General features: G+C 32.0%; 25 protein-coding genes and 1 tRNA gene. 20 read left to right on the forward strand and 6 right to left on the reverse strand.

Annotated features, from left to right (window positions below; translation table 11 throughout):
• The first annotated feature begins 97 nt into the window (after nucleotides 1-97).
• Both mce and FLAVO9AF_RS13235 read left to right on the forward strand, forming a co-directional pair.
• On the forward strand, nucleotides 98-499 hold the full coding sequence (gene mce, locus FLAVO9AF_RS13230; protein WP_159689717.1) for a methylmalonyl-CoA epimerase: 402 nt from the start codon (nucleotides 98-100) through the stop codon (nucleotides 497-499).
• A 137-nt stretch (nucleotides 500-636) separates the two neighbouring features.
• Nucleotides 637-710, forward strand: a tRNA-Ile gene (locus tag FLAVO9AF_RS13235).
• A 92-nt stretch (nucleotides 711-802) separates the two neighbouring features.
• Here the strand turns inward: FLAVO9AF_RS13235 and FLAVO9AF_RS13240 are convergent.
• Both FLAVO9AF_RS13240 and FLAVO9AF_RS13245 read right to left on the reverse strand, forming a co-directional pair.
• Nucleotides 803-1,195: a hypothetical protein gene (locus tag FLAVO9AF_RS13240; RefSeq protein WP_159689720.1), complete on the reverse strand. Its 393-nt coding sequence runs from the start codon at nucleotides 1,193-1,195 to the stop codon at nucleotides 803-805.
• 230 nt (nucleotides 1,196-1,425) lie between these two features.
• Nucleotides 1,426-1,755 (reverse strand): hypothetical protein, encoded by a 330-nt coding sequence (locus FLAVO9AF_RS13245; protein WP_159689725.1) that lies wholly within the window; start codon nucleotides 1,753-1,755, stop codon nucleotides 1,426-1,428.
• Nucleotides 1,756-2,442: 687 nt separating this feature from the next.
• Here FLAVO9AF_RS13245 and FLAVO9AF_RS13250 point away from each other — a divergent pair.
• The 7 genes from FLAVO9AF_RS13250 to FLAVO9AF_RS13280 all read left to right on the forward strand — a co-directional run bounded on the left by FLAVO9AF_RS13250 (nucleotide 2,443) and on the right by FLAVO9AF_RS13280 (nucleotide 12,561).
• Nucleotides 2,443-5,136, forward strand: coding sequence for a DNA methyltransferase (locus FLAVO9AF_RS13250; RefSeq protein WP_159689728.1), 2,694 nt, complete (start codon nucleotides 2,443-2,445; stop codon nucleotides 5,134-5,136).
• Nucleotides 5,133-6,764 (forward strand): RNA-binding domain-containing protein, encoded by a 1,632-nt coding sequence (locus tag FLAVO9AF_RS13255; protein WP_159689731.1) that lies wholly within the window; start codon nucleotides 5,133-5,135, stop codon nucleotides 6,762-6,764. The genes FLAVO9AF_RS13250 and FLAVO9AF_RS13255 overlap by 4 nt, the downstream gene beginning before the upstream one ends.
• Before the next feature lie 47 nt (nucleotides 6,765-6,811).
• A complete protein-coding gene (locus FLAVO9AF_RS13260; protein ID WP_159689733.1) occupies nucleotides 6,812-8,743 on the forward strand; it encodes a DEAD/DEAH box helicase in 1,932 nt (643 codons plus the stop codon).
• Nucleotides 8,736-9,941 carry a GIY-YIG nuclease family protein gene (locus FLAVO9AF_RS13265; RefSeq protein WP_159689735.1) on the forward strand — a complete coding sequence of 402 codons (1,206 nt, stop codon included), beginning with the start codon at nucleotides 8,736-8,738 and terminating at the stop codon, nucleotides 9,939-9,941. The genes FLAVO9AF_RS13260 and FLAVO9AF_RS13265 overlap by 8 nt, the downstream gene beginning before the upstream one ends.
• 243 nt (nucleotides 9,942-10,184) lie before the next feature.
• A complete protein-coding gene (locus FLAVO9AF_RS13270; RefSeq protein ID WP_159689738.1) occupies nucleotides 10,185-10,442 on the forward strand; it encodes a hypothetical protein in 258 nt (85 codons plus the stop codon).
• Nucleotides 10,443-10,485: 43 nt separating this feature from the next.
• Nucleotides 10,486-11,802, forward strand: a complete 1,317-nt coding sequence (locus tag FLAVO9AF_RS13275) for an RNA-directed DNA polymerase (RefSeq protein WP_159689741.1) — start codon at nucleotides 10,486-10,488, stop codon at nucleotides 11,800-11,802.
• A gap of 156 nt (nucleotides 11,803-11,958) precedes the next feature.
• The gene (locus FLAVO9AF_RS13280; protein WP_159689743.1) at nucleotides 11,959-12,561 is read left to right on the forward strand and encodes a recombinase family protein; all 603 of its coding nucleotides are present in this window, start codon (nucleotides 11,959-11,961) and stop codon (nucleotides 12,559-12,561) included.
• A gap of 307 nt (nucleotides 12,562-12,868) precedes the next feature.
• On the opposite strand, the gene FLAVO9AF_RS13285 is transcribed toward FLAVO9AF_RS13280, so the two are convergent.
• Genes FLAVO9AF_RS13285 through FLAVO9AF_RS13295 form a run of 3 tightly spaced genes read right to left on the reverse strand, consistent with a single transcriptional unit; the run spans nucleotide 12,869 to nucleotide 14,490 of the window.
• On the reverse strand, nucleotides 12,869-13,351 hold the full coding sequence (locus FLAVO9AF_RS13285; protein ID WP_159689745.1) for a hypothetical protein: 483 nt from the start codon (nucleotides 13,349-13,351) through the stop codon (nucleotides 12,869-12,871).
• The gene (locus tag FLAVO9AF_RS13290) at nucleotides 13,345-13,956 is read right to left on the reverse strand and encodes a hypothetical protein (RefSeq protein WP_159689748.1); all 612 of its coding nucleotides are present in this window, start codon (nucleotides 13,954-13,956) and stop codon (nucleotides 13,345-13,347) included. The genes FLAVO9AF_RS13285 and FLAVO9AF_RS13290 overlap by 7 nt, the downstream gene beginning before the upstream one ends.
• Before the next feature lie 33 nt (nucleotides 13,957-13,989).
• A complete protein-coding gene (locus tag FLAVO9AF_RS13295) occupies nucleotides 13,990-14,490 on the reverse strand; it encodes a hypothetical protein (RefSeq protein WP_159689751.1) in 501 nt (166 codons plus the stop codon).
• Between the two features lie 217 nt (nucleotides 14,491-14,707).
• On the opposite strand from FLAVO9AF_RS13295, the gene FLAVO9AF_RS13300 reads away from it, so the two are divergent.
• The 5 genes from FLAVO9AF_RS13300 to FLAVO9AF_RS13320 all read left to right on the forward strand — a co-directional run bounded on the left by FLAVO9AF_RS13300 (nucleotide 14,708) and on the right by FLAVO9AF_RS13320 (nucleotide 19,178).
• The gene (locus FLAVO9AF_RS13300; protein WP_159689754.1) at nucleotides 14,708-15,445 is read left to right on the forward strand and encodes a hypothetical protein; all 738 of its coding nucleotides are present in this window, start codon (nucleotides 14,708-14,710) and stop codon (nucleotides 15,443-15,445) included.
• 239 nt (nucleotides 15,446-15,684) lie between these two features.
• Nucleotides 15,685-17,142, forward strand: a complete 1,458-nt coding sequence (locus FLAVO9AF_RS13305) for a DNA modification methylase (protein WP_159689756.1) — start codon at nucleotides 15,685-15,687, stop codon at nucleotides 17,140-17,142.
• A gap of 38 nt (nucleotides 17,143-17,180) precedes the next feature.
• A complete protein-coding gene (locus tag FLAVO9AF_RS13310) occupies nucleotides 17,181-17,390 on the forward strand; it encodes a helix-turn-helix domain-containing protein (RefSeq protein ID WP_159689759.1) in 210 nt (69 codons plus the stop codon).
• A gap of 4 nt (nucleotides 17,391-17,394) precedes the next feature.
• Nucleotides 17,395-18,603: a tyrosine-type recombinase/integrase gene (locus FLAVO9AF_RS13315; protein ID WP_159689762.1), complete on the forward strand. Its 1,209-nt coding sequence runs from the start codon at nucleotides 17,395-17,397 to the stop codon at nucleotides 18,601-18,603.
• Between the two features lie 362 nt (nucleotides 18,604-18,965).
• Complete coding sequence (locus FLAVO9AF_RS13320) at nucleotides 18,966-19,178, forward strand: hypothetical protein (RefSeq protein ID WP_159689764.1); 213 nt, start codon at nucleotides 18,966-18,968, stop codon at nucleotides 19,176-19,178.
• A gap of 49 nt (nucleotides 19,179-19,227) precedes the next feature.
• On the opposite strand, the gene FLAVO9AF_RS13325 is transcribed toward FLAVO9AF_RS13320, so the two are convergent.
• Nucleotides 19,228-19,815, reverse strand: a complete 588-nt coding sequence (locus FLAVO9AF_RS13325; protein ID WP_159689767.1) for a riboflavin synthase — start codon at nucleotides 19,813-19,815, stop codon at nucleotides 19,228-19,230.
• Between the two features lie 57 nt (nucleotides 19,816-19,872).
• Here FLAVO9AF_RS13325 and pdxA point away from each other — a divergent pair, with 57 nt between their 5' ends.
• The 6 genes from pdxA (at nucleotide 19,873) to accC (ending at nucleotide 24,892) form a co-directional block, all read left to right on the forward strand.
• Nucleotides 19,873-20,922, forward strand: coding sequence for a 4-hydroxythreonine-4-phosphate dehydrogenase PdxA (pdxA, locus tag FLAVO9AF_RS13330; protein ID WP_159689769.1), 1,050 nt, complete (start codon nucleotides 19,873-19,875; stop codon nucleotides 20,920-20,922).
• Nucleotides 20,923-21,017: 95 nt separating this feature from the next.
• Nucleotides 21,018-21,581: a DUF177 domain-containing protein gene (locus FLAVO9AF_RS13335; protein ID WP_159689772.1), complete on the forward strand. Its 564-nt coding sequence runs from the start codon at nucleotides 21,018-21,020 to the stop codon at nucleotides 21,579-21,581.
• Nucleotides 21,582-21,590: 9 nt separating this feature from the next.
• The gene (gene rpmF, locus FLAVO9AF_RS13340; RefSeq protein ID WP_159689777.1) at nucleotides 21,591-21,785 is read left to right on the forward strand and encodes a 50S ribosomal protein L32; all 195 of its coding nucleotides are present in this window, start codon (nucleotides 21,591-21,593) and stop codon (nucleotides 21,783-21,785) included.
• Between the two features lie 173 nt (nucleotides 21,786-21,958).
• Nucleotides 21,959-22,957: a beta-ketoacyl-ACP synthase III gene (locus FLAVO9AF_RS13345; protein WP_159689780.1), complete on the forward strand. Its 999-nt coding sequence runs from the start codon at nucleotides 21,959-21,961 to the stop codon at nucleotides 22,955-22,957.
• Nucleotides 22,958-22,981: 24 nt separating this feature from the next.
• The gene (accB, locus tag FLAVO9AF_RS13350; protein ID WP_064715720.1) at nucleotides 22,982-23,461 is read left to right on the forward strand and encodes an acetyl-CoA carboxylase biotin carboxyl carrier protein; all 480 of its coding nucleotides are present in this window, start codon (nucleotides 22,982-22,984) and stop codon (nucleotides 23,459-23,461) included.
• Between the two features lie 84 nt (nucleotides 23,462-23,545).
• The gene (accC, locus tag FLAVO9AF_RS13355) at nucleotides 23,546-24,892 is read left to right on the forward strand and encodes an acetyl-CoA carboxylase biotin carboxylase subunit (RefSeq protein WP_159689783.1); all 1,347 of its coding nucleotides are present in this window, start codon (nucleotides 23,546-23,548) and stop codon (nucleotides 24,890-24,892) included.
• Nucleotides 24,893-24,904 lie beyond the last annotated feature (12 nt).

Below are 24,904 nucleotides of genomic sequence, written 5' to 3' on the forward strand. Positions count from 1 at the left end.
AGGAAGTACAAAATAACAATTATATTTACTGTAATTAAAATCTTTTTTGGAGTTTTAATGGAGTTGGTTTTGCTAATTTTACCTTAAAATTAAATTAATGAATAAAATAGAACACATAGGAATAGCGGTCAAAGATTTGCAAGCCTCTAATTTGCTTTTTGAAAAATTATTCGGAGCGCCCGCTTATAAAGAAGAAGTAGTAGTTTCTGAAGGAGTGAAAACCTCTTTTTTTCAAAATGGTCCCAATAAAATAGAATTATTAGAAGCTACTAATCCAGAAAGTCCCATTGCTAAATTTATTGAAAAAAAAGGAGAAGGCATTCATCACATTGCATTTGATGTGACCGATATTGTAGCTGAGATAGCAAGACTAGAAGGTGAAGGATTTGTGGTTTTAAATCCAACGCCAAAGAAAGGTGCCGACAATAAATTAGTAGCTTTTTTACACCCAAAATCTACCAATGGGGTTTTGATTGAGTTGTGTCAGGAAATTATATAGTTTTTTAAATACTTTATAAAGCTTCATTTTCAGTAGATTCCACTCAGAAGGCTACTGTTTAATGATAAAATTCAAAATCCACGATTAAAATATTTGGTCTGAACAAAAAATAGTAGTAATATTGCAAACTCTAAACCGGTCCTATAGCTCAGCTGGTTAGAGCACCTGACTCATAATCAGGTGGTCCCTGGTTCGAGCCCAGGTGGGACCACTAGTAAAATCAAGGGTTTCAAGATTCATTTCTTGGAACCTTTTTTTATAAGCAAGATTTGAGCAAGGTTTTTATCAAGAGATTTTATTATTTTATAATTCTTTAATAATTGAATTATAAATCTTAGGTGTTTTCCCCCAAGAGTAACCACCAAATTCTGACCAAGAACTTGAATTTTTTATATTATCCGGTAACTCAGCAACTGCATCATCGTGTCGGTATAATTTTATCACATCATTTTCAATAAATGCAATGTAGATTTCTTTATTGATGTATTTTTTGTCAACCGTAAATCTTCCTTTCAGTTGAATTTTCATCATGTCATCTCCGTTAATAGCAATAAAGTCTGCGCCCTGCCAATCATCGTTTAGTCTCAGTGAATTGAACCCGTAATCTGCAAGTGATGAAGCAACCTTATGAAAGTTATAGTTTTCCTTTTGCTTAGAGTTTAATTCAGTATACTTTATTTTTTTTAGGTTTTCCATAACTTATTTTTGTTTGATTAACTGTACATTCAAATTGATAAAAATCTCCGTGAAATCAGGGGTGTAGAATTCTAAGGTTGGAGTATTGTAAAGTTTTTTTAATTTCATAAGATTACAAAGTTAGTTAAGTCAATGTTGAATTTTAAATTTTAAATAGCTTTTTATTATTATAAAAAACAAAAATCCCCTATCCATTTAGTGGCGGGGATTTTGATTTGTTTTGAAAATTATTAGTTGAATTCTACCTCAACTTCTAATTTCTTTGAAATTCGCTCTATTGCTTTATTGAAGCCTTTAACATCTTTGTTTGTTATAACATATACGTCGTGTAACGGTTTGTATAAATTATATTTTAATGCTGACTCCGGTATGTCTTCATAATTCAAACATACTGTTTTACCTAATGCAACACTTGCATCTCTTCTTGATTTAAATTCCCCGTGGGTGCCTTCTAAAACGTCTTTAACAAGGTCATAATACGTTTGTGCGTATGATTTGTTGTTGTAGTCTTTGTTGTTGAATTTGAATTTTCTGTTCTCGAATTTGTTTCTTAATTCCATAATACTTGATTTAATTTAAATGTTTAAAAAATTGAATTTGAAAGAGTAGCTACCTGATTTCGAGGACAAAAATAAGAGCGTAATAAGCGCTGTACTGCATAAAAAATATTTTTTTATTTGAAACTTTTGTACAGGGTCTAGTTTGTTAATTTTAAGTATTTTAGTGTATTGCTAACCTCATTATAATATTTTGAGGTTTAATCAAATTATATTAAAAATGTGTGGTGTATTCGGTGTGAATTATTGTTTCTGTACCGAATAATTTATTAAATAAAAAAGCTATAATTTTTTCTGTTTGCTGGTGCAGGTAAATTTTATTTGTAGGTGATTTATTAGTTAGTTCTTTCAGTTTGTATTGGGTGGTTGTTTTTTTGAGGCTTGCCCCCCAGGCCCCCCAAATCAATTTTTGATATATTTTGGAGAGGATAAGTTATTAATATAGACAGAAGACCCAGTAGCCCCACTTCATATCATTGCTTTTCGTGATGGGGTATGACAGTCATTATTTCAGACTCGAGTATCTACACTATAATAAATATAGTCATACTCGAAAAAATAAAGAGTTGATTAAAAATATTTTTAAAAATCTTAGGTCAGTCTTGACGATAAGAGAGAATTTTCTTCTTTATTATAGAATTTCTTCGCAATTTTGTATATTAACCTCCAAAAGATAGAAATCCCAAATAAATGAACATTACTCAGATAGAATCGAATATACAATCCCTAATCGTTAATTTTAATGAGGAGTCCTTTATCTATGATTTTTTAATTGCGTTTGGCACACCTAATGCAACGATTAAAAAATTGCAAATTGGGTCACTCAACCTATCTAAAAAAGAGGATGAGGTCCTATGGAAGAAAAAACTATATTTTGCTCGAATTGCATCTAACTCATTACACAGTTTTATTGATTCAGTAAGAAAAGATGAGACTATCAACAAACAGCAACCTCGTTTTATTATTGTTATCAACGACAAATCTTTGGTTGCATATGATACTAAAACTGCGGATTCATTAGATTGTGAACTTATAGATTTACCAAAACATTTTTCTTTTTTTCTTCCTTTTGCCGGTATGGAGAAAGCACAACATCAAGTGGAAAACCCTGCGGATGTTAAAGCTTCCGAGCGGATGGCAAAATTGTATGATGAAATTAGAAAGGACAATCAATTTGATACAGAAGAAGAAGTACATGGTTTAAATGTCTTCTTGTCCCGATTGTTATTTTGTTTTTTTGCTGAAGACACAGGAATATTTGAGACAAGTCAATTTACTCATTCCATAAGTAATCATACACAAACAGACGGAAGCGATTTAGATACTTATCTTGATAGAGTTTTTGAGATAATGAATATCCCAAAAGAAACCCGTGCAAGTATACCTCAATTCTTAAACGATTTTCCTTATGTGAATGGTGGGTTGTTTAAAGATTTTTACAAAGCACCCCAATTTACAAGACGAAGTCGTCAGGTGATACTTGAATGTGGAGAATTAAGTTGGAGTGAAATAAACCCGGATATTTTTGGTTCCATGATTCAGGCGGTGATTACACCTGAACACCGAGGAGGAATGGGGATGCACTACACAAGTGTACCAAATATTATGAAGGTAATTGAGCCTTTGTTTTTAAATGAATTGTATGAAACCTTTAATGATAGTAAAGGAAATATCAAGAAACTAAACGAGTTGTTAAAACGACTTTGGAATATAAAAATATTTGACCCCGCTTGTGGAAGTGGTAACTTTTTGATTATATCCTATAAAGAACTCCGCAAGTTAGAGATGTTAATCTTTCAAGAGATTGATAAAGTTAGCGGAACCTACACCAACCAATTTACCGGTATTACATTAAACAACTTTTTTGGTATTGAGTTGGATGACTTTGCTCACGAAGTGGCTATCTTATCTTTATGGTTAGCCGAACACCAAATGAATGTGGAGTTTACCAAACAATTTGGTCGTTCACAACCCTCATTACCATTAAAACAAACCGGTAACATTGTGCAAGGAAATGCGTGCCGAATAGATTGGGAAGTGGTTTGCCCTAAAAATGAAAATGATGAGATTTATATTTTAGGGAATCCTCCTTATGTTGGGTTTAAAATGCAAAATATTGAACAGAAAAAAGATATGGAGAAGATACTTTTTAATGTTACAGATTTTAAATCATTGGATTACATTTCATGTTGGTTTTATAAAGCTGCAAATTTTATAGATAAAAAAAATATTAAATCAGCATTTGTAACAACAAACTCTATCTGTCAAGGAACCCAAGTTTCCTCTTTATGGCCAAGTATATTTAAATTAAATATTGAAATATTTTTTTGTTATGCCTCCTTTCAGTGGTCTAACAATGCAAAATCAAACGCAGGTGTTTCTTGTACTATAATTGGACTTAGGAAAATCTCAGTGGAAGAGAAATTTATTTATGATAAATCAATTAAAAAGAAAGCAGTCAATATTAATGCTTATTTAATAGATTACCCAAATATAGTTGTAACTAAAAGTAAAATTTCAGTATCAGATTTTCCAAAAATTTCGGATGGTAGTGGTGCACTAGATGGAGGGAATCTTATTTTTAATGAAAATGAAAAAAATGAATTACTAAAATCATATCCGCAAGCAAACTTTCTATTTAGAAGGTTATATGGCTCAGAGGAATTTATTAATGATTTGTATAGATGGTGTTTATGGATTGAAGACAATGATTATGAGTTTGCAAAAACAATTCCACCAATTAATCAAAGAATTGAAAATGTTAGAAATGCTAGAATAAACGGAGGGACAAGAGGACAAAACTGTATAAATACACCTTATAAGTTTGCATGGATAAATCAACCGCGAGAACGGTTGATAATAATTCCAACTGTTTCGTCTGAACGTAGAGAATATATTCCAATAGGATACCTTAAAAATGATGTTATTATTTCAAATTCTGCTAGTATTATACACGACCCTGAAATGTATATTTTTAGTATTATTACTTCTAGAATCCATAATAATTGGGTTAAAACTGTCGCTGGAAAATTAGAAAACCGTATAAGATATACTTCAGCCGTATGTTATAATACTTTCCCCTTTCCGAAGATATCAAAAGTTCAGAGAGAAGAACTTGAAAATTGTGCATTTAAAATATTAGAAGAACGCGAAAAACACTCTGAAAAAACAATGGCGCAATTGTATGACCCGGATAAAATGCCGGAAGGATTACGTGAGGCACACCGTCAAAATGATTTAGCCGTTGAAAGATGTTATCGTTTAAAACCCTTTGATAGTGATGAAGAGCGTTTGGAGTATTTGTTTAAGTTATATGAACAAATGATAGCTAAAGAAAAAGAACAAGGGACTTTATTTGAATCAACTAAAAAGAAGAGAAAATGATAGCGGTATTAGAACGATTATTAGCCTTAGACGAAGAAAACGAAATCGTTGAGTTTAAAGAAGCTAAAATGCAATTTGACAAAGACAAATTAGGTCAGTATTTTTCTGCGTTAAGTAACGAAGCTAATTTAAAAGGTAATGGTCAGGCTTGGCTTGTTTTAGGAATTAAAAACGACAAAACTGTCGTTGGGACTTCAATTTCTGAGAAACAGTTAAATGAGTATAAATTAGAAATTGCTAATCATACATCTCCTAAATTGTCATTCATAGATGTTCACAGGGTTGTTTATCAAGGCAAAAATATACTTTTAATGGAAATCCCCTCTGCTCCAAAAGGAATGCCGGTATCTTGGAAGGGTTTTTGGTATGGAAGAGATGGAGAAAGTTTAGGGTCATTAAATATGGTCGAAATGGACACTATACGAAATCAAGTAAAGTTAGCGGATTGGTCTGCACAAATAGTTCAAGGTGCAACTATTCAAGACTTATCTCAAGACGGTATCCAAAAAGCAAGACAACAATTTGCACTTAAAAACCCCTCTTTAGCTGAGGACATTAGTAAATGGGATGACCTGACGTTTTTGAATAAAGCTAAAATTACTATTCAAAATCAAATTACAAATACCGCAATATTACTTTTAGGAAAACCGGAAGCTGAACATTTTATCAATCCCGCTACTGCAAAAATTACTTGGATATTAAAAGATAGAGATGGTGTTGAAAAAGATTATCAACACTTTACTTGTCCCCTTATATTGAGTGTAGAAAGTGTGTATGGGAAAATAAGGAATTTGAAATACAGATATCTTCAGGATGGTTCGCTATTTCCGGAAGAAGTAGACCAATTTGACCCTTATATTATTAGAGAGGCGTTGAACAATTGTATTGCTCATCAAGATTATACCCTTGGTGGTAAGATTAACATTATAGAAAGAGAAGACGGTGTATTAACTTTTTTAAACTTGGGTAGCTTTATACCGTTAAGTGTTGAAAAAGTAATAAACTCTGACTCACCTGAATCAAAATACCGAAATCATTTTTTAGCAAATGCTATGGTAGGTCTTAATATGATTGATACTATTGGAAGTGGAATAAAAAAAATGTTCTTGATTCAACGAAAAAAGTATTTCCCTTTACCCGATTTTGACACGTCAAATAATAAAGTTCAAGTTCAAATAATCGGGAAAGTTATAGATGTTAATTATGCACGAAAGATTGCTCAAATGCCTGTATTAACTCTAAATGAAATCATACTTCTTGATAAAGTTGCTAAACATAAACTTTTAAATGATATAGAGATAGCAACTCTAAAATCGAAAAAGTTGATTGAAGGAAGAAAACCTAATTTTCATATTGCTTCTACAGTTGCTAATGTGACAGGAGAAAGAGCGGATTATATTAAACAAAGAGGTATTGATGATTCGTATTGCCAAAAAATAATCACCGATTATTTAGCAAAATTTAGTGTGGGTAAAAGAGAAGATTTTGAAAGTATACTTTTAGACAAACTTCCGGATGTTTTAGACATTACACAAAAGAAAAATAAAATAAAAAACAACCTCCAATCTCTCAAAAGGCAAGGTATTATTGAGCCTCTTGGTAAAGCTTGGATAATGTCTAAGAAATAAATTTAGACATTCATTAGACATTCATTAGACATTTAATTCAAAATAATATGCCAAATCTTGTAGATGTAACCTACGCTCAAACAGGGCAAAGTTCAAAAACTAACGAATACGGAATGCGTGAAATGCAAGCTAAAGCATTTCAAGCAAGAAACGACCAATACCTTTTGTTGAAAGCCCCGCCTGCATCAGGAAAATCTCGTGCCTTAATGTTTATTGCTTTAGACAAGTTAATCAATCAAGGAGTTAGGAAAGCAATAGTTTCGGTTCCGGAACGCTCTATTGGTGGGTCGTTTGAAAAAACAGAACTTTCTAAATATGGATTCTATGCAGATTGGGTTCCAAATGATTTATACAACCTTTGTACTCCCGGTATGGATGGTAGTAGCAGTAAAGTTGAGGCATTCAAAAAATTTATGGGTAATGAGGAGAAAATCCTTATTTGTACTCACGCAACTTTACGTTTTGCGTTTGAACAGTTACCAACTGAATCATTTAATAATGTTTTATTAGCAATTGATGAATTTCATCATGTGTCGGCAGATGGTGAAAATCGTTTAGGAGAGTTACTCCGTTTAATTATGAGCAAGTCAACCGCACATATTGTAGCGATGACGGGTTCTTATTTTAGAGGAGATAGTGTTCCTGTATTGATGCCTGACGACGAAGCAAAATTTGCCAAGGTAACTTACAATTACTACGAACAGTTGAATGGATACACCCATCTTAAATCGTTAGGGATAGGATATCATTTTTATCAAGGAAGATATACCTCTGCTATAAACGAAGTATTAGATACAGACAAAAAAACAATTCTTCATATTCCTAATGTGAATTCAGGAGAATCAACCAAAGACAAACATAAAGAAGTCGATATTATTTTAGATTCGATAGGTGATGTAATTAAAGTAGATGACGTTACAGGAGTAATAACAGTTAAAAGACATGCAGACGGTAAAATACTGAAGGTTGCGGATTTAGTTAATGATAATTCAAAGGACAGAGATAAAATTCAAAATTACCTTCGCAATATGGAGTCGGTAGATGACATGGATTTAATTATTGCTCTTGGAATGGCAAAAGAAGGATTTGACTGGCCGTATTGTGAACACGCTTTGACCGTAGGGTATCGTGGTTCATTAACAGAGGTAATTCAAATTATTGGAAGATGTACTCGTGACAGCGATAATAAAACTCATGCTCAATTTACCAACTTAATTGCTCAACCTGATGCAGCAGATGATGAAGTTCGTCTTTCGGTAAATAATATGTTGAAAGCTATAACCGCTTCATTATTGATGGAACAGGTTTTAGCACCCAACTTTACTTTTAAAACTAAAATAAATGATGAGGATAAATCTACCCCGGGAGTAATTAAAATTCGGGGTTTAAAAGAACCATCATCAAATAGAGTAAGACAGATTGTTGAAGATGATTTAAACGACCTTAAAGCTACAATTCTTCAAGACCCACAGATGCTTAAAGCGATGCCGGGTAATATTGATGCTGAAGTGATAAACAAGGTTTTAATTCCTAAAATAATTCGTGTAAAATATCCTGAACTTACAGAGAACGAGGTGGAAGAAGTGAGACAATTTGTAGTTGTGGATTCTGTTATTAAGAATGGAGAAATTAAGGAAGACGGGGACAAAAGGTTTATTAGAATGGCGGGGAAATTTGTTAATATAGATGACATTCATATTGACTTAATAGACACCGTAAATCCATTTCAAAAGGCGTTTGAAATTTTATCAAAATCAGTAACTACAAATGTTCTTCGTATCATTCAAGAAACAATCGAAGCAACAAGAATTCAAATGGATTTTGAAGAAGCAAAAATATTATGGCCCAAAGTTCTTGAGTTTGTAAAATCCAATAATCGCCAACCGTCATTAACTGCATTAGACCCAATTGAAAAAAGGATGGCAGAGTGCGTTATTTATTTAAAAGAAGAAAAGAGAAAGCAAGAACAAAATGGATAAGAAGAAAATTTTAGACGACATTTTTTCTAATGACCCCTTTGGCTTGTTAAATGTTAAAGCTACTTCTTCTGCAAAAACAGAAGACCAACGTCTTGTGCAATCTTTTGATGAAATAAATGAATTTTATAAAAATCATAATAGAGAACCTCAGCAAGTAAATGATATTAACGAGAGAGGTTTATATTCAAGATTGCAAGGAATAAGAAGTAATGTTGAGAAAGTTGAAGCATTAAAAAAATATGATATAAACAATCTTCTTGATATTCCTGAACCGGAACAACTAGATTCTATAGATGATATTTTTTCTTCTGACCCTTTTGGAATTCTTGGAGGAAGTGACGAGGGACTTTTTGATTTTAAAAATGTTCCTAATAAAGAAGAAATGGAGAAACGTTTGGCAACAGATTTTGTTGCTCGCAGAAAGCCATGTAAAGATTTTGATAAATATGAACCGTTGTTTAAACAGGTTCAAAGTGAACTAAAATCAGGTAAAAGGAAGATTGTAGATTTTAACATAAGTAACTTTCAAGAAGAGACTTTTTACGTTCATAACGGGGTACTATTTTATTTAGAGAAAATAGATTTTTCAAGAGAAGACCATTATAGAGAAGACGGTACAAGAGTTCGTAAAGATGGTCGTACAAGATGTGTTTTTGAAAATGGCACTGAATCTAATATGCTAAAACGTTCTGTTGAAAAAATGTTGTATGATAATGGACGAGCAGTTACTCACAGCATAGACACTGATGAGATTGAGTTATTAAAAAATGCACAAACGATAACTAATGAGGATAATTCAACTGGATTTATTTATGTGTTATCGTCATTGTCTAAAGACCCTAAAATAAAAGAAATACAACATCTTTATAAGATAGGTTATTCAACTATTCCTGTAAAGGATAGAATTAAAAATGCAGATAAAGAACCCACTTATTTGATGGCTCCCGTTAAAGTTGAAGCTGAGTATGAAACTTATAATTTGAATACTCAAAAATTTGAACAATTGCTTCATAATTTTTTCGGTTCTGCTTGTTTAAATGTTGATGTCTATGATGCAAAAGGAAAACGACATATCCCTCAAGAGTGGTTCATCGCACCGATTCATATTATTGACCGTGTAATAGATTTAATACTCAAAGGGGAAATAATCAATTATGTGTATCACTTGCAGAGTGAGAGTATTATTAAACAGAGTTAAAATTTATAAATTAACAAAACAAGTTTTAAATTCTTTACTGTAAAAAATTGTCTCCATTTAAAAAAAAATGCCAAAATTTTTTTGCGTTTTTAGTTAGATATTGAATCCTAAATTTTATTCATACCCCTATTTGACCAGGGGGGATACCCATGCCGAGGTTAGGACATACTTCAAGGGGGGAGGTGTGTAAGCATTACAATAAACTACATCAATATTTTGTTATTACTTTATAAATTAAGTGATATGAAAAAAGTAATTTGTTTATTTATGGTTGTTCTAACATCATCAATTTGTTTGAGTCAAACTAAAAAGAGCGGTTTAAAGGAAAAATCTTTTAAAGAAAGAGATATTGTTTTTAAATGTGATTCTCTTTCAAAGGTGTATAAACTTGATGTAGTTAGTTATAAATCCGTGATGCGCGATGGAGTAATGAGATACTTTATTTGCTATTACGGAAAAAGTGGATTGTTAGAAAAAGAAATTCCAAAGCCAGTATTATAAATGTACGAATGAATGATGATTAGTAAATCAACTAAACTAGTATATGAAAATAGATAGAAAATCCTTCGATAAAATTTTTGAATCAAAATTTTGGATTAAATTAAAAGAAAGTATTGTTCCGTTTGAGAGCACACCTGTTAAATCAAAGTTCTTAGATGAATTATATTCAGGAATAACAGAGTTTACCTATAATCCTAAGAATCCCCGGGATTATATTGTTATAAATAAACATAATGGAATTTCACGTTATGTACCTACTTTTTCAAGAAAAGATTATTGTGTTTATTTCTTGTGTATTAAACTACTAGAAAACGAAATAGCTATTAACAGAGTAAATGGCACATACGGAGGGTGGACTCTCGGGAATCCAATTAGGTTAAAAGAGGAACAGGAAATTCTTGAATTGGACTATATTCCTTTTAACACAATCAACGAATTTGCATGGGCTAACGAATGGCAATCTTTTCAAAATATAGCAAAGACATACAGAGATTTAGACGATTGGAATTATTTTATAAACCTTGACATTGCAAATTTTTATGATTGTATCAATTTAACGATACTTGAAAGAAAAATTAGGCACGTTGTTCCAAAATCTAAGCAAGATGTAGTAACATTGCTATTTCATTTTTTACAGAATTGGAATAAAAAATTAGAGGGATATAATTTGAAAACGGTTGGAATCCCGCAGGATGAAATTGGCGATTGTTCGAGAATATTAGCAAATTTTTATTTACAAGACTATGACTTAATAATGAATAATTTGTGCGACAAATATCAAGCTAAGTATATTAGATTTGCGGACGACCAAATAATTTACACTAAAGATTTGTTAACTGCAAGAAACATTCTTTTTGACGCTTCAAGAGAGTTACTTAAAATTAATTTAAACTTTAATAGTAGTAAAGTAAAAGAATTTAATTCAAAGGATGAATTTGATTTTTATTGGTCTTTTGAAATATTTGAGTTGTTGAAAAGCAAAAATAATAAGAGAAAAATAAATTCAGCTATTGAGAAGTACTTCGAAAATTTGGATAGAAATTTAAAATTTAGAGATAATTCTGTCTTAAAAAGAATTCTTTCAATAGACAGTAAATTTATCGAGCTGAAATTTAAACATCGGTTGATATCAATGTTTTTTAATCCGGACTTTCTTGCTCAATTAACAGTATGGCATTTTAAAAGAATAAGAGAATTTATTAGTAATGATAATGATTTCTTTCAAGAGCTTGATAAAATGGTATACACAGTCCCGTTTAATTCATATCATTACAATCTACTTGCATTTTATAAAATAGAAAGACCCGATTATAATTGTTCTGTTATTGAAAAAAGAATAGAAGAAATTAAATTAAAGTAAACGGGATTTTCTATCCATTTTAAAGGATAATACTTTTTAGGGTATACTTTTTATTGTGAGGTTTCAACTAACTCAATTTAGCAATTATTTAGCACTTTAACTAGCGCATATTCACAAAATTAGCGTGTAATTAGCCTTAACCTAAAAATGTGAAATATGAAAGTCCTTTATGTAAGAACTAGTACACTAGAACAAAAAACGGATAGACAACGAGTTAATGAAAAAGATTTTCAACTCTTGGTTGAGGACAAGTGTAGTGGTGCTATCCCCCTTTTTGAGAGAGATGGTGGTCGTCAATTACTTCGACTAATCGAGAAAGGAGTTTTAACGGAATTATATGTTTGGCAAATCGACAGACTCGGGAGATGTTTATTAGATATTCTCTCCAATATCAAATTTCTAACAGAGAAGAAAATTTGTATTCATTTCATATCTCAAGGTCTAAGTACTATTCAACCCGATGGTACAGAAAACAACATTACTAAAATGATTATTTCGATTCTCGGCACTTTAGCAGAGATGGAAAGAAATATATCGCGAGAGAGACAAATGGAGGGGATAATGGTCGCTAAACTTAAAGGCGATGTTTATACTGGGAGAAAGAGGGGAAGTTCTGAGGATGTTTATAAATTCTTATCTAAACCAAAAAACTTAAAAGCTCTTGAATATATCAAGAAGGGTTATAAAAATGTTGAAGTGGCAAAGATTGTTGGATTGCACTATAATACCGTAACTAAAATTAAAAAATTAAAACTTTAGAAATGGCAAATCCCCAACTATACTCAAACTACAGACTAATAAATAATTTGTTGTCTAAAACGATAAGACAAGAATTTGGAAGTCATATCACAATAAATTTAAACCCACTAAAGTATATGTTGAATCGCACACATTATAGTTATTGGGTTGAAGGAGTTGAACAGGTGTCGTTAGATTTAAAACAACCTGTTTCTTTAAAAGAATTAAATCATATTGAGAGTAGATTGTTATCAAGTCTCAATATGATTCTTAAATGTGTGGAGTTGGAAAATTTCAAGGAAATTAAAAAAGTAAATGTCCTAATTACTTAAAAAGGGAGTTCTTCATCCTCTATTTCGGGCACATCAACTTTCCCAATATATTGTATCTCGGACTTTTGTATCTTAAAAATATCGTTGGAAAACATTTTATTAAATTGATATTCGTCATTTTCGTGGCACTCTAATTCCAAAAAGGGAACGATATCTTTAACTCGTGTCTCCATTTCTTTAAAGTCTATTTTCTTCTTGGTTTCAAGGTAAATTCGGTACTGAACTAAATTATACGATTCGTTAATAAAGTAAAATCCTTCCGGCTTGAGTTCATTATACCATTCTTGATTAGATTTTTTGTATTGTTCCGGACCAAATAGATTAGTAGTTAGTAATCTCCAAAAATCGGTTTTGTCTTTAAAATGTTCATTAAAGATAATAGCATCAAAAGTAAGTTCAATACAATAGTAAATTTTACTCTTCTCTTTTATCAATTCGTTTAGTTGCTCTTTGATTTGTTCTCTTATTGATATTACCATAGTTGTTGAAAATATTCTTTATTCAATTCTTGATGTTTGAATTTTTTTATGTTGTTGCCCAAATCGAACTTTATCATTTCTACGGGAAATAAGGGAATGTTTTTAATCCACTTGTGATTGATTTTGTTTTCTTTGAGAGAGGTTATTCTCTCAGGAGTCAATTGCTTAATGTTGTATTCAATAAAACATCGGTACGAAAAGATATCTGCATTACGGATATTTAATTTACCCTCATGATTTACCCGGTAGAAATGCAATATGATATTGGGTAACTCTTTACCCATGGAATAGGAAACCGCAATCTTAAAGAAAGTTTTTGTGTCGGTTAATCGTGGTTTGATTTCTTCTAAGTATTTCATAATCCCCTCAGGAGAAAAATAGTTTTTTATATTTTCTTCAGTTGGTTCTATTATTACTTTCCACTCTTTAATATTCAAAGGATATTTTAGTTTTTCAATTTCAATAAATTGTCTTTCTATTCCATGGTACAGACTCTCACATTCCTCACTTTGTTGCGGGTAATCGCAATCGCTTTTAATCTCCACGGTCCCATCTTTTTCATTTTGTATTACGGGAAAACCGTAAATGTCATCTAATTTTATCATGTTATTGGTTTCACTATAAATATCCCTGTCAAATTAAAAGTCCCAATCAGGTTCAATAAGTTCTTGTAAAATCTCCACTTCGTAATAGTCCATCGTCTTTAATTTTCCAAAAGTTTCTGTTCCGGTTTTAATATCAAAAAGCGTGGTGAAGTATAGATTGTATAATTCCCAATCTTGAATTCCAATAGTAAGTTCTTTTGGTTTGGGTCCAATCTTATTTATTCGAACATTTAAGTCTAATTCAGTAATAGGGTTAATGCTACTAAATGCTAATACAATTTGTGTGGTATCTGTGGTTACGGAATATTTGTAAAAACCACTATCAATATTCTTAAACCACTCACGGTTAGTTAAACCGCTTGTTGCACTTTTGGAGTTGGATAACTTTTGGAACCATTTAGAAATCGAATAATTTTTATCGAAGAACTCATTAGAGTCATATTCTAATACGACTATCGCAAAAGGTTTATTGTTTTCTGCTTCTTTGAGGTTTTCAAGTAATACTCGAATCCTCTCTGTGTTTTTTTTGTTCATTGTGTCGCTTGTTTGATGTTGGCGATAATCCCTTTTGAGGATTTTATACTGTTTATTATGTGTTTTTGGATTTTACTAGGTCTGTTTCTACGCTAAAAAGGTACTTCCTAGTACATATAAAACACTTGTTTATATTATAAATATCCCTGTTTTTGCGTAAGACTATAATTGTCTAAGGAAATAGAAAAGTCGTAAAGTTGTTTTACCTTTGTACTCTATGGACTTAAATAAATTAGAAAAAAATTTAACAAGGTTTGACGATAACGTTGTTATGATGGTTGATTACTTAAAGCAATCATTGGAAAATTTTTATGATGTCCATAAAGCATCAATTGAGAACTATGACAATTGGAAAATCAATTGTGAAAAAGAAGAGTACCTAAGAAATCCTGACTATAAAATATACCAACTTAAAAATCGTAATTCTATTCCAAGTGTTGTTGCTAATGTAAAATGGAAATTTCTCTATGATGGAGAATATCTAAAGAATAAGGCTACTATGGTTTATTTAGGCAACATTACTCAATACCCCGATTTAGAAAACGATGAAGTGCTTCTTAAAAATGTTAATGGAATAATAACCAAACATTTTAATCTTAAATCTCCTTCATCAATCATTGACCCTAATGATTTAAAGTTAAATAAAGATGAGGTGGAGTTATATTATTATTGGAAGAATAAGTTAATAGAATTAGAATATAGATTAACCCCAATTTATTATCTATCACAATCTAAAAATGATAACCCCGAACAAAAAATAATCAATATTAAATGGGGATTTGAAGTAATGGGGAAACCAAATAAACCTCGTTATATTCTAAAGAGGTACTCGGTTGATAAAAGATTTATTGATAATTTAGATAACCCGGATTTAGATTTTCAACTAAAAATGATTGTAAAAGAGCATATTTCTAAAGTTTGCCCTGTTTTTTTTCACCCTCCAATTAAAAATTAATTCATACAAAACACTAGTAAAATCAGCACTTAACATTTTATTTTAAAATATTATTGATTTTTTTCGGTCTAAATGTTTGCATAATTCATTAATGCTTTTGTATCTTTGCAGAGGAATTACAACTAATACCGGTTTTTAGGTAATTCAATGTTCTTATAAGTTCGAAGTGAGAAACCACTATAAAATTTTTGACGAGAACACCGTCAGAAAACCCTGTTCATTCTAAAAACTTATTTATTATGAACAATTTTTTACAAACGCCTAAAATTTCTGTGGTGGCTCCACAAAAGTTGAAGAGAAATTCAACAACTCATTTCATGTATGTAGTTCCTGTGAACTACGATGAGATTCGTAACAATATCCAAGAGTTTGGATTATTGACCCCTTTATTAGTGAATTTAGATTATGAGATAATCTCCGGTAATCTTCGTCATCAAATTGCAATCGACTTGGGTCTTAAAGAAGTACCTGTTGTTTTTATTGATGCCCCTGAGGATATGAAAGCTATTTTGTCTGTATCTACTAATAAATTTAGAGTAAAATCTATTGTTGAGATTGCATCAGAGATTAGATTTTATGAAGAGTATTATTCTGTAGGTAGAGGAACAAGAACAGACCTTAATCCTCAAGTAAAAGTTATGAAAGAAGAAAAGGATTCGGCTTTTAATTCTATAGGTCAATACAAAGTAAATAAAGTTAAATCTATTGAAAAGAAAGTTGTTCAGTTACACGGTAAGAATATTGAAAAAATCAATAAAGAATTTTCGAGAGTAGATAGGGATGAAATTACTTTAAATGAATTAGATAAAAGGTTGGATAGAGAGTTACTTAAACTAAATAACAAATCTGTTATTCCAAAGAATTACGAATTTATTACGGAGAAGGTAAAAATATACAACTCATCTTGTGGTGATTTATATCATTTAGAGGATGAATCAATACAAACAATAATCACGTCTCCTCCCTACTTCCAAATGAGAAATTACGGAACTGGTAAAAAACAACTTGGTCTTGAAAAGGAAGTTATGGACTTTATCAATAATCTATGTGATTTATTTGAAGACTCAAAAAGGGTATTAAAGAACGACGGTTCATTGTTTGTTAATATAAATGATTGTGTGATTAACGGTGAGTACCAAAGTGTTCCTGAACTGTTTTTGATTGAAATGAAGAGACGACGTTGGAAGTATGTAGACCAATATCTTTGGTTGAAAACTAACGCTCAGTTTACTCCAGGTAATAGAAGTGTAAGGAATTTCGAACCAATATTTCATTTTGTTAAAAGTGATGATTATTATTTCAACGACACTTGGTTAACTGAATTTATTGATGATAATCATTCAATATCGATGGGGACAAAAAAGAAATATCCAAAACTAGTCTCAGGACTTGATTTCAGAGATAATATTTTAACCAATGCTAGTTCTAATACTTTAGAATTACGAAATAAGTGTAAAACTGATGGTAATTTTTTAATGGAACATTCGGCGACGTATCCACTTTCCCTGCCCTTAATTTTTGTTTTATCTACTTCTAAACCCGGGGATAAAATTTTAGATATGTTCAACGGAACAGCATCAACCGGTGAGGTGTCCGTTTTAACAAACAGGGATTATGTAGGATATGAATTAAATCCACAATTCATTATGGCATCTAAAGTTAGGTTAGAGGGTTATGAATTAGGTCAAGTAGCGTAGTTGCAAAAATTAGTTATGAATTAAAAAATTAAAAGGATATGAACATAGAAAATAGATATTTAAACGTGGCTCAACTTGCTGAGTATTTACAAATTTCAAAATCAAACATTTATAAAAGAACTACAAACGGTTCTATTCCAATTATCAAAATGAGAAAAAGAGTTTTATTCGATAAATATGAAATTGATAGATGGATGAGTAACGGATGTGATTCAAATTTCGAAATGCCAACACTAAAAGCAGCATAATTATATGGCTACATTCACATTAGTTTTAGACACTCGACTGAAAATGAAAAATGGGAAGTACAATCTTTCTATTCGAGTTCTAAACGGTAAGGAGCAGATTTATTTACAATTGTCTAAAATGACGAAAGAACAGTACAATCATATTTTTGTAAAAAAATCTATGGATGTAAGTTGTAGAGAGTTTAGAAAAAGTTGTAATGAAAGTTTAGCAAAGAGCGAAAGTTTATTTACGGAGATTAAACCATTTAATAAACAAAAGTATAGAGAACAATTCTTTAAGGTTGAAGGGACAAATACAAATTCATTATTATTAGGTGACTTGTTTGATAGATTTATAGATAACTACAAAGGTTTAAAGTTATCTAGTATGAAGCATTACAAATACACAAAACTTGTATTTGAAAATTATAGTCCCAATGTTAATATATTAGATGTTAATCTCTCGTTTATAAATCATTTTGTAAAAGATAGAACTCAAGCAGGAATTAGTCAAAGTACGATTGAATCTAATCTTCGTAATCTAAGGAGGATTGTAAATTATTTCACAAACGAGGAGAAGATTTTACCCTCATATTATCAGTACCCATTTGGCAAAGGTGGATATAGTATTCAAAACTTATTCCCAAGTAAATTAGTATTGACTAACGATGAGATTAAAAATATAATTAACATGACTGAATTTGATTCTCCACAACAGGAATATGCAAGAGATATTTGGGTTATGTTATATCGATGTAACGGCATCAATTTTGCAGATTTACTTAGAATGAGATGGGTAGATGTAAGAGGAGAGTGTATTGAGTTTTTTAGAAAAAAGACAGAGACTACAAGAAAAAGCAATAGAAAAAAAATTATGGTTCCACTCACTAATGAATTGAAGTCACTTATTGATAAAGTTGGTGTTAAGGACAGTGCTTTTATACTTGGTAAATTAAAAGAAGGTTATACAGATAATATGTTTGATAACAAGAGTCATAAATGGAAGGCTATAATTAACGCTCAGTTGGAATTGATAACACAAAAATTGAATTTATCGGTACCACTAAGAACAAAGAGTGCAAGAGATTCCTATGCAACAACTCTCAATAGAGCCGGAGTATCAAAAGATAAGATAGGAGAAATGTTAGGACATGCAAACTCAATTGTGACAGAACATTATATTGCGAGTTTAGATAGAGAGACTGTATTTCAAGTAAATAAACACCTTTTATAAGGTGTTTTTTTATTTAAGGATGTAGCCTAATTATTGTCAAATAAATCCCCTCATTTACAAGCAAGATTTCAAGCAAGATTTTGGGTAAAATGATGATAAAAAATGATAAATAAAAGAAAATATAAAAATCATAACTTGTTGAAGGTCAATAAATACGGGGCTTTACAAAGTCCTTTTGAGACACTCATAATCAGGTGGTCCCTGGTTCGAGCCCAGGTGGGACCACAAGTAAGAAAACCCTTCTTGAATAATTTCAGGAAGGGTTTTTTGGTAAAAAAAGTAATTTATATTTTTTTATGAATTAAAATATTGGTTATTTTGCCGAGAAATTAAGGCATTAGTTTGCTAATGTGTAGATAATTATGAAAGACAAATTAAAAAGTGTAGTGGGGTTATTAGTACTTCTGATTAGTAGTACTTCTTTGTATGCTGCTGGTCCGCCAAGTCCAGGCAGAAGACCGCCACCACCGCCAAAATTACCAATTGATGACTATATAGGTATATTGGTTATTCTTTCGATTCTTTATGGCTTTTATGTCATTAATAATACATTAAAAACAAAAACTCCAAGATAGCTTGGAGTTTTTTGTTTTTTAGCCATATTGACTTTTTTTTAAAACTTTTTTAGTTCAAAGAATGCAAACGCGCTACATATTTTCCTATCACATCAAATTCTAGATTTACAACAGTGCCGACCTTAAAATTATGAAAATTTGTGTGTTCATAGGTATAAGGAATGATGGCAACACTAAATTTGTTTTTTTCTGAATTGACAACAGTTAGACTTACGCCGTTAACGGTTATGGATCCTTTTTCAATAGTAATATTGCTACGGTTGGGATCGTATTCAAAAGTGTAGTGCCAACTTCCATTTGTTTCATAGGCTTCGGTACAAGTGGCAATTTGATCTACGTGTCCCTGAACAATATGACCGTCTAATCGATCGCCTAGCTTCATGGCTCTTTCTAGATTGATTTCGTCATTTACGTTCCAACTAGCAATATTGGTTTTGCTTATGGTTTCGGCGATGGCGGTAACCATATATTGGTTTTCGTTAATTGCTACCACTGTAAGGCAAATGCCGTTATGAGCTACGCTTTGGTCTATTTTTAGTTCGGGTGTAATGCGGGAGGAAAGTGTAAGATGCAAGTTGTTTTGCTCTTTTTTTATTTCTGTTACAATACCAAGGGTTTCTATAATTCCTGTAAACATTCTTATTTTATTTTACTAAATTTGTAGCTCAAAATTAGTAATAAAAAACGGGAGCTCATGAATAAAACTGCAGAAAATATAATAGTTGGAATTTCGATAGGAGATTTAAACGGTATTGGAAGCGAAGTAGTCTTAAAAACTTTTGAGGATGCTCGAATGTTAGAATTTTGTACTCCTGTAATTTTTGCTAATGTGAAAATTGTTTCTTTTTTGAAGAAAGGCTTTGAGTCTACTTCAAGTATTCACGGGATTGACAAACTGGATCAAATAGTATTAGGTAAAATTAATGTCTATAATCTATGGCGTGAAGGTGTTGATTTGAATTTAGGAACAAACGATGATAAAGTTGGGGAATACGCCATTAAGTCATTTGTGGCGGCAACTAAAGCTTTGAAAGAAGGGATTGTAGATGTTTTGGTTACTGCCCCTATCAATAAATACAATATTCAATCGGAAAGTTTCAAATTCCCAGGTCATACAGATTATTTAGCACAAGAGTTGGAGGGCGATGCCTTAATGTTAATGGTGAGTGATAATTTACGTGTAGGCTTACTTACGGATCATGTGCCATTGAATGAAGTAGCGGGGCATTTGACTGAGGAATTGATCAAAAAGAAAATCGAAACCGTAAAACAAAGTTTGATCAGAGATTTTAGTATCAATAAACCTAAAATTGCTGTGCTTGGTCTGAATCCACATTGTGGAGATGGCGGAGTGATTGGCTCAGAAGATGATGCTGTGCTTAAGCCAACCTTGAAAAAAATATTCGATAAAGGTACGCTGGTTTTTGGCCCTTTTCCTGCAGATAGTTTTTTTGGAAGCAATCATTATGAGAAATACGATGCAATTATTGCTACTTATCATGATCAAGGGTTAATTCCTTTTAAAACATTGTCTTTTGGTAGAGGAGTGAATTATACTGCTGGATTAGATAAAGTGAGAACCTCACCCGACCACGGAACAGCATACGATATTGCAGGCAAGAATCAAGCGGATTTTACCTCTTTTAAAGAGGCCGTTTATTTGGCAATAGACATCTATAAATCAAGAATTCAGTACCAAGAAGTGAGCTCAAATCCACTAAAATTAAAAGAAAAACAGTTATAAACAAAAAAAGGTGAATAACATTATTAGATTTATAATAATTTTATATCTTTGCACCCCGATTCAGACAATTCAGAATAGGGAAAATTGTTGATGAAATGAACAAGAGAAAAGAATTCATAATTCCATTCGTGGGATTGAAGCTAGGGAAACATCAATTTGAATACCAAATCAATAATTCGTTCTTTGAGATCTTTGACTTTAGTGAGTTTGAAAAATCAAACATCAAAGTAAATGTAGTTTTAGAAAAAAAAGCGAATTTATTAGAATTAGATTTTAAACACAAAGGAACCGTTCAAGTACCTTGTGATTTAACAGGGGAAGAATTTGATTTACCAATAAAAGGTAAAATTAAATTAATTGTACGTTTCGGAGAAACGTTTAATAATGATAACGAAGAGTTATTAATTTTGCCATTTGGAGAATTTGAGGTGGATATTGCACAGTACATCTATGAAATGATAGTGTTGTCAATTCCTTTAAAGAGAATTCATCCAGGGGTAAAAGATGGTACTTTGCAATCAGAAGCTTTAGAAAAGCTTAAAACAATGACTGCAAAAAAAGAAGTAAAAGAGAAGAATAAAGAGAATAAGCAACAACAGAATCAAGAAAATATTGACCCTAGATGGGACAAATTAAAGCAACTATTAACGGATAAATAATATAGTAAAATGGCACATCCTAAAAGAAAAGTCTCGAAAACAAGAAGAGATAAGAGAAGAACACATTACAAAGCAACTGTAGCTCAAATCGCTACTTGTCCTATTACAGGAGAAGCACATTTATACCACAGAGCTTACTGGCATGAAGGTAAAATGTACTACAGAGGGCAAGTTGTTATAGATAAATCTGTAGCTGTTGCTTAATACGTTTTAGCAAAAAATAGTAGAACTCTCACTTTGTGGGAGTTTTTTTTATTGTTTATAATTTTCTCAAATAAGAAAAGCTAAAACAGTACTTTTAGAATAAATTTTGTAATTTTCAGGTCTTTTAAATTAAAAAATCAAGTAGTAATATTTGATAGTAATAGTCGTACACAATGAATGCAATTACCGCAGCAATTACCGCAGTAGGTGGGTATGTTCCTGACTTTGTGCTTTCTAATAAAGTATTGGAAACCATGGTTGATACTAATGATGAATGGATCACTACTCGTACAGGAATTAAAGAAAGAAGAATATTAAAGGAAGAAGGAAAAGGAACTTCATTTTTGGCCATTAAAGCCGCACAAGACTTAATATCAAAAGCTAATATTGATCCACTAGAAATAGATATGGTGATTATGGCAACTGCCACACCAGACATGCCAGTAGCATCAACAGGTGTTTATGTTGCTACAGAAATTGGTGCAACCAATGCTTTTGCTTATGATTTACAAGCTGCTTGTTCTAGTTTCTTATACGGAATGTCTACTGCAGCAGCCTACATTCAATCAGGAAGATATAAAAAAGTACTATTAATAGGAGCAGATAAAATGTCTTCTATTATTGATTATACAGACAGAGCAACATGCATTATTTTTGGAGATGGTGCTGGAGCGGTTTTATTCGAGCCTAATTATGAAGGATATGGTTTGAAAGATGAATATTTAAGAAGCGATGGCGTAGGTCGTGATTTCTTAAAAATTCCTGCAGGAGGTTCTATTCTTAGAACATCGGCTCAAACGGTAGAAGAAAACATGCACAATATCATTCAAGACGGTAAAACAGTTTTTAAATATGCTGTAACCAATATGGCGGATGCAAGTGAATTGATTTTGCAAAGAAATAATTTGACCAATGAAAATGTTGCTTGGTTGGTGCCTCACCAGGCAAACAGAAGAATTATCGATGCAACGGCCAACAGAATGAACCTTGAAGAAGAAAAAGTGTTAGTTAATATCGAGCGTTATGGTAACACAACATCGGCGACTTTACCTTTAGTGCTTCATGATTTTGAAAAGAAACTAAAAAAAGGAGATAATATTATATTTGCTGCTTTCGGAGGAGGATTTACTTGGGGATCTATTTATTTAAAATGGGCCTACGACACAAAATAAATTAAAACTAAAAACAAAACAATTATGGATTTAAAAGAAATTCAAAACCTAATCAAATTTGTAGCAAATTCTGGAGTTGCTGAGGTTAAGTTAGAAATGGATGATGTGAAAATCACTATTAGAACAACTTTAGAAGGTAATGTAACAGAAACTACTTATGTTCAGCAATTACCAACTCAAGCGGCAATTCAACCAGCAGTTATACCACAAATTGCTCCAGTTGTTGCAACACCAGAAGCAGCGCCAAAAGAGGATAATTCAAAATTTATTACAATCAAATCACCAATTATTGGTACTTTCTATAGAAAACCTGCTCCAGATAAACCAGTTTTTGCTGAAGTTGGAAGCACAATTGCTAAAGGTGATGTTCTTTGCGTAATTGAAGCAATGAAACTTTTCAATGAAATTGAATCAGAAGTTTCAGGAAAAATCGTGAAAATCTTAGTAGACGATATGTCTCCTGTAGAGTTTGACCAACCTTTATTTTTAGTAGATCCATCATAATTTTTAAAAATTCCAATAGACAAATCACAAAATCCAATACGTTGGAATTTGAAGATTGGAATTTGTAATTTTAAAAAAAACAAGATGTTTAAAAAAATATTAATAGCAAATAGAGGAGAGATTGCTCTTAGGGTTATTAGAACGTGTAGAGAGATGGGAATCAAAACAGTAGCAGTTTACTCTACTGCGGATGCTGAAAGTTTACACGTAAAATTTGCTGACGAAGCCGTTTGTATCGGACCTGCACCAAGTAATTTGTCATACCTTAAAATGTCAAATATTATTGCAGCAGCAGAAATTACTAATGCCGATGCCATTCACCCAGGATATGGATTCCTTTCTGAAAACGCAAAGTTTTCAAAAATTTGCCAAGAACACGGTATTAAATTTATTGGTGCAGCTCCTGAAATGATTGATCGTATGGGAGATAAAGCTTCTGCAAAAGCGACAATGATCGAAGCAGGAGTACCTTGTGTACCAGGATCTGTTGGAATATTAGAATCTTACGAACAAGCTGCTGCATTAGCCAAAGAATTTGGATATCCAGTTATGTTGAAAGCAACTGCTGGTGGTGGAGGAAAAGGAATGCGTGCCGTTTGGAAAGAAGAAGATTTATTGAAAGCTTGGGAAGGTGCTCGTCAAGAATCGGCAGCCGCTTTTGGTAATGACGGAATGTACTTAGAGAAATTAATCGAAGAGCCACGTCATATCGAAATTCAAGTAGTAGGTGATGCTTACGGTAAAGCTTGTCACCTTTCGGAAAGAGATTGTTCTGTACAACGTCGTCACCAAAAATTAACAGAAGAAACGCCATCTCCGTTTATGACAGATGAGTTACGTGCTAAAATGGGTGAAGCTGCTGTAAAAGCTGCAGAATACATTAAATACGAAGGCGCTGGAACAGTTGAATTTTTAGTAGACAAACACCGTAATTTCTACTTTATGGAAATGAATACTCGTATCCAAGTAGAACACCCAATCACAGAACAAGTTGTAGATTATGACTTGATTCGTGAGCAAATATTAGTTGCGGCAGGTGTGCCAATTTCAGGAAAAAATTATTTCCCAAATTTACACGCTATTGAATGTCGTATCAATGCGGAAGATCCTTACAATGATTTCCGTCCTTCTCCAGGAAAAATTACCACCTTACATATGCCAGGCGGACACGGAGTTCGTTTAGATACCCACGTGTATTCTGGATATACTATTCCACCAAATTACGATTCGATGATTGCCAAGTTGATTACTACTGCGCAAACTCGTGAAGAAGCGATTAGCAAAATGCGTAGAGCTTTGGATGAATTCGTAATTGAAGGAATCAAAACTACTATTCCTTTCCACAGACAGTTAATGGATGATCCTCGTTATATAGCAGGAGATTACACGACTGCCTTTATGGATTCTTTTAAAATGAATGATCCAGAATAGATGGAAAAAATT

It is taken from the genome of Flavobacterium sp. 9R (assembly GCF_902506345.1).
Taxonomy (GTDB): Bacteria; Bacteroidota; Bacteroidia; order Flavobacteriales; family Flavobacteriaceae; genus Flavobacterium.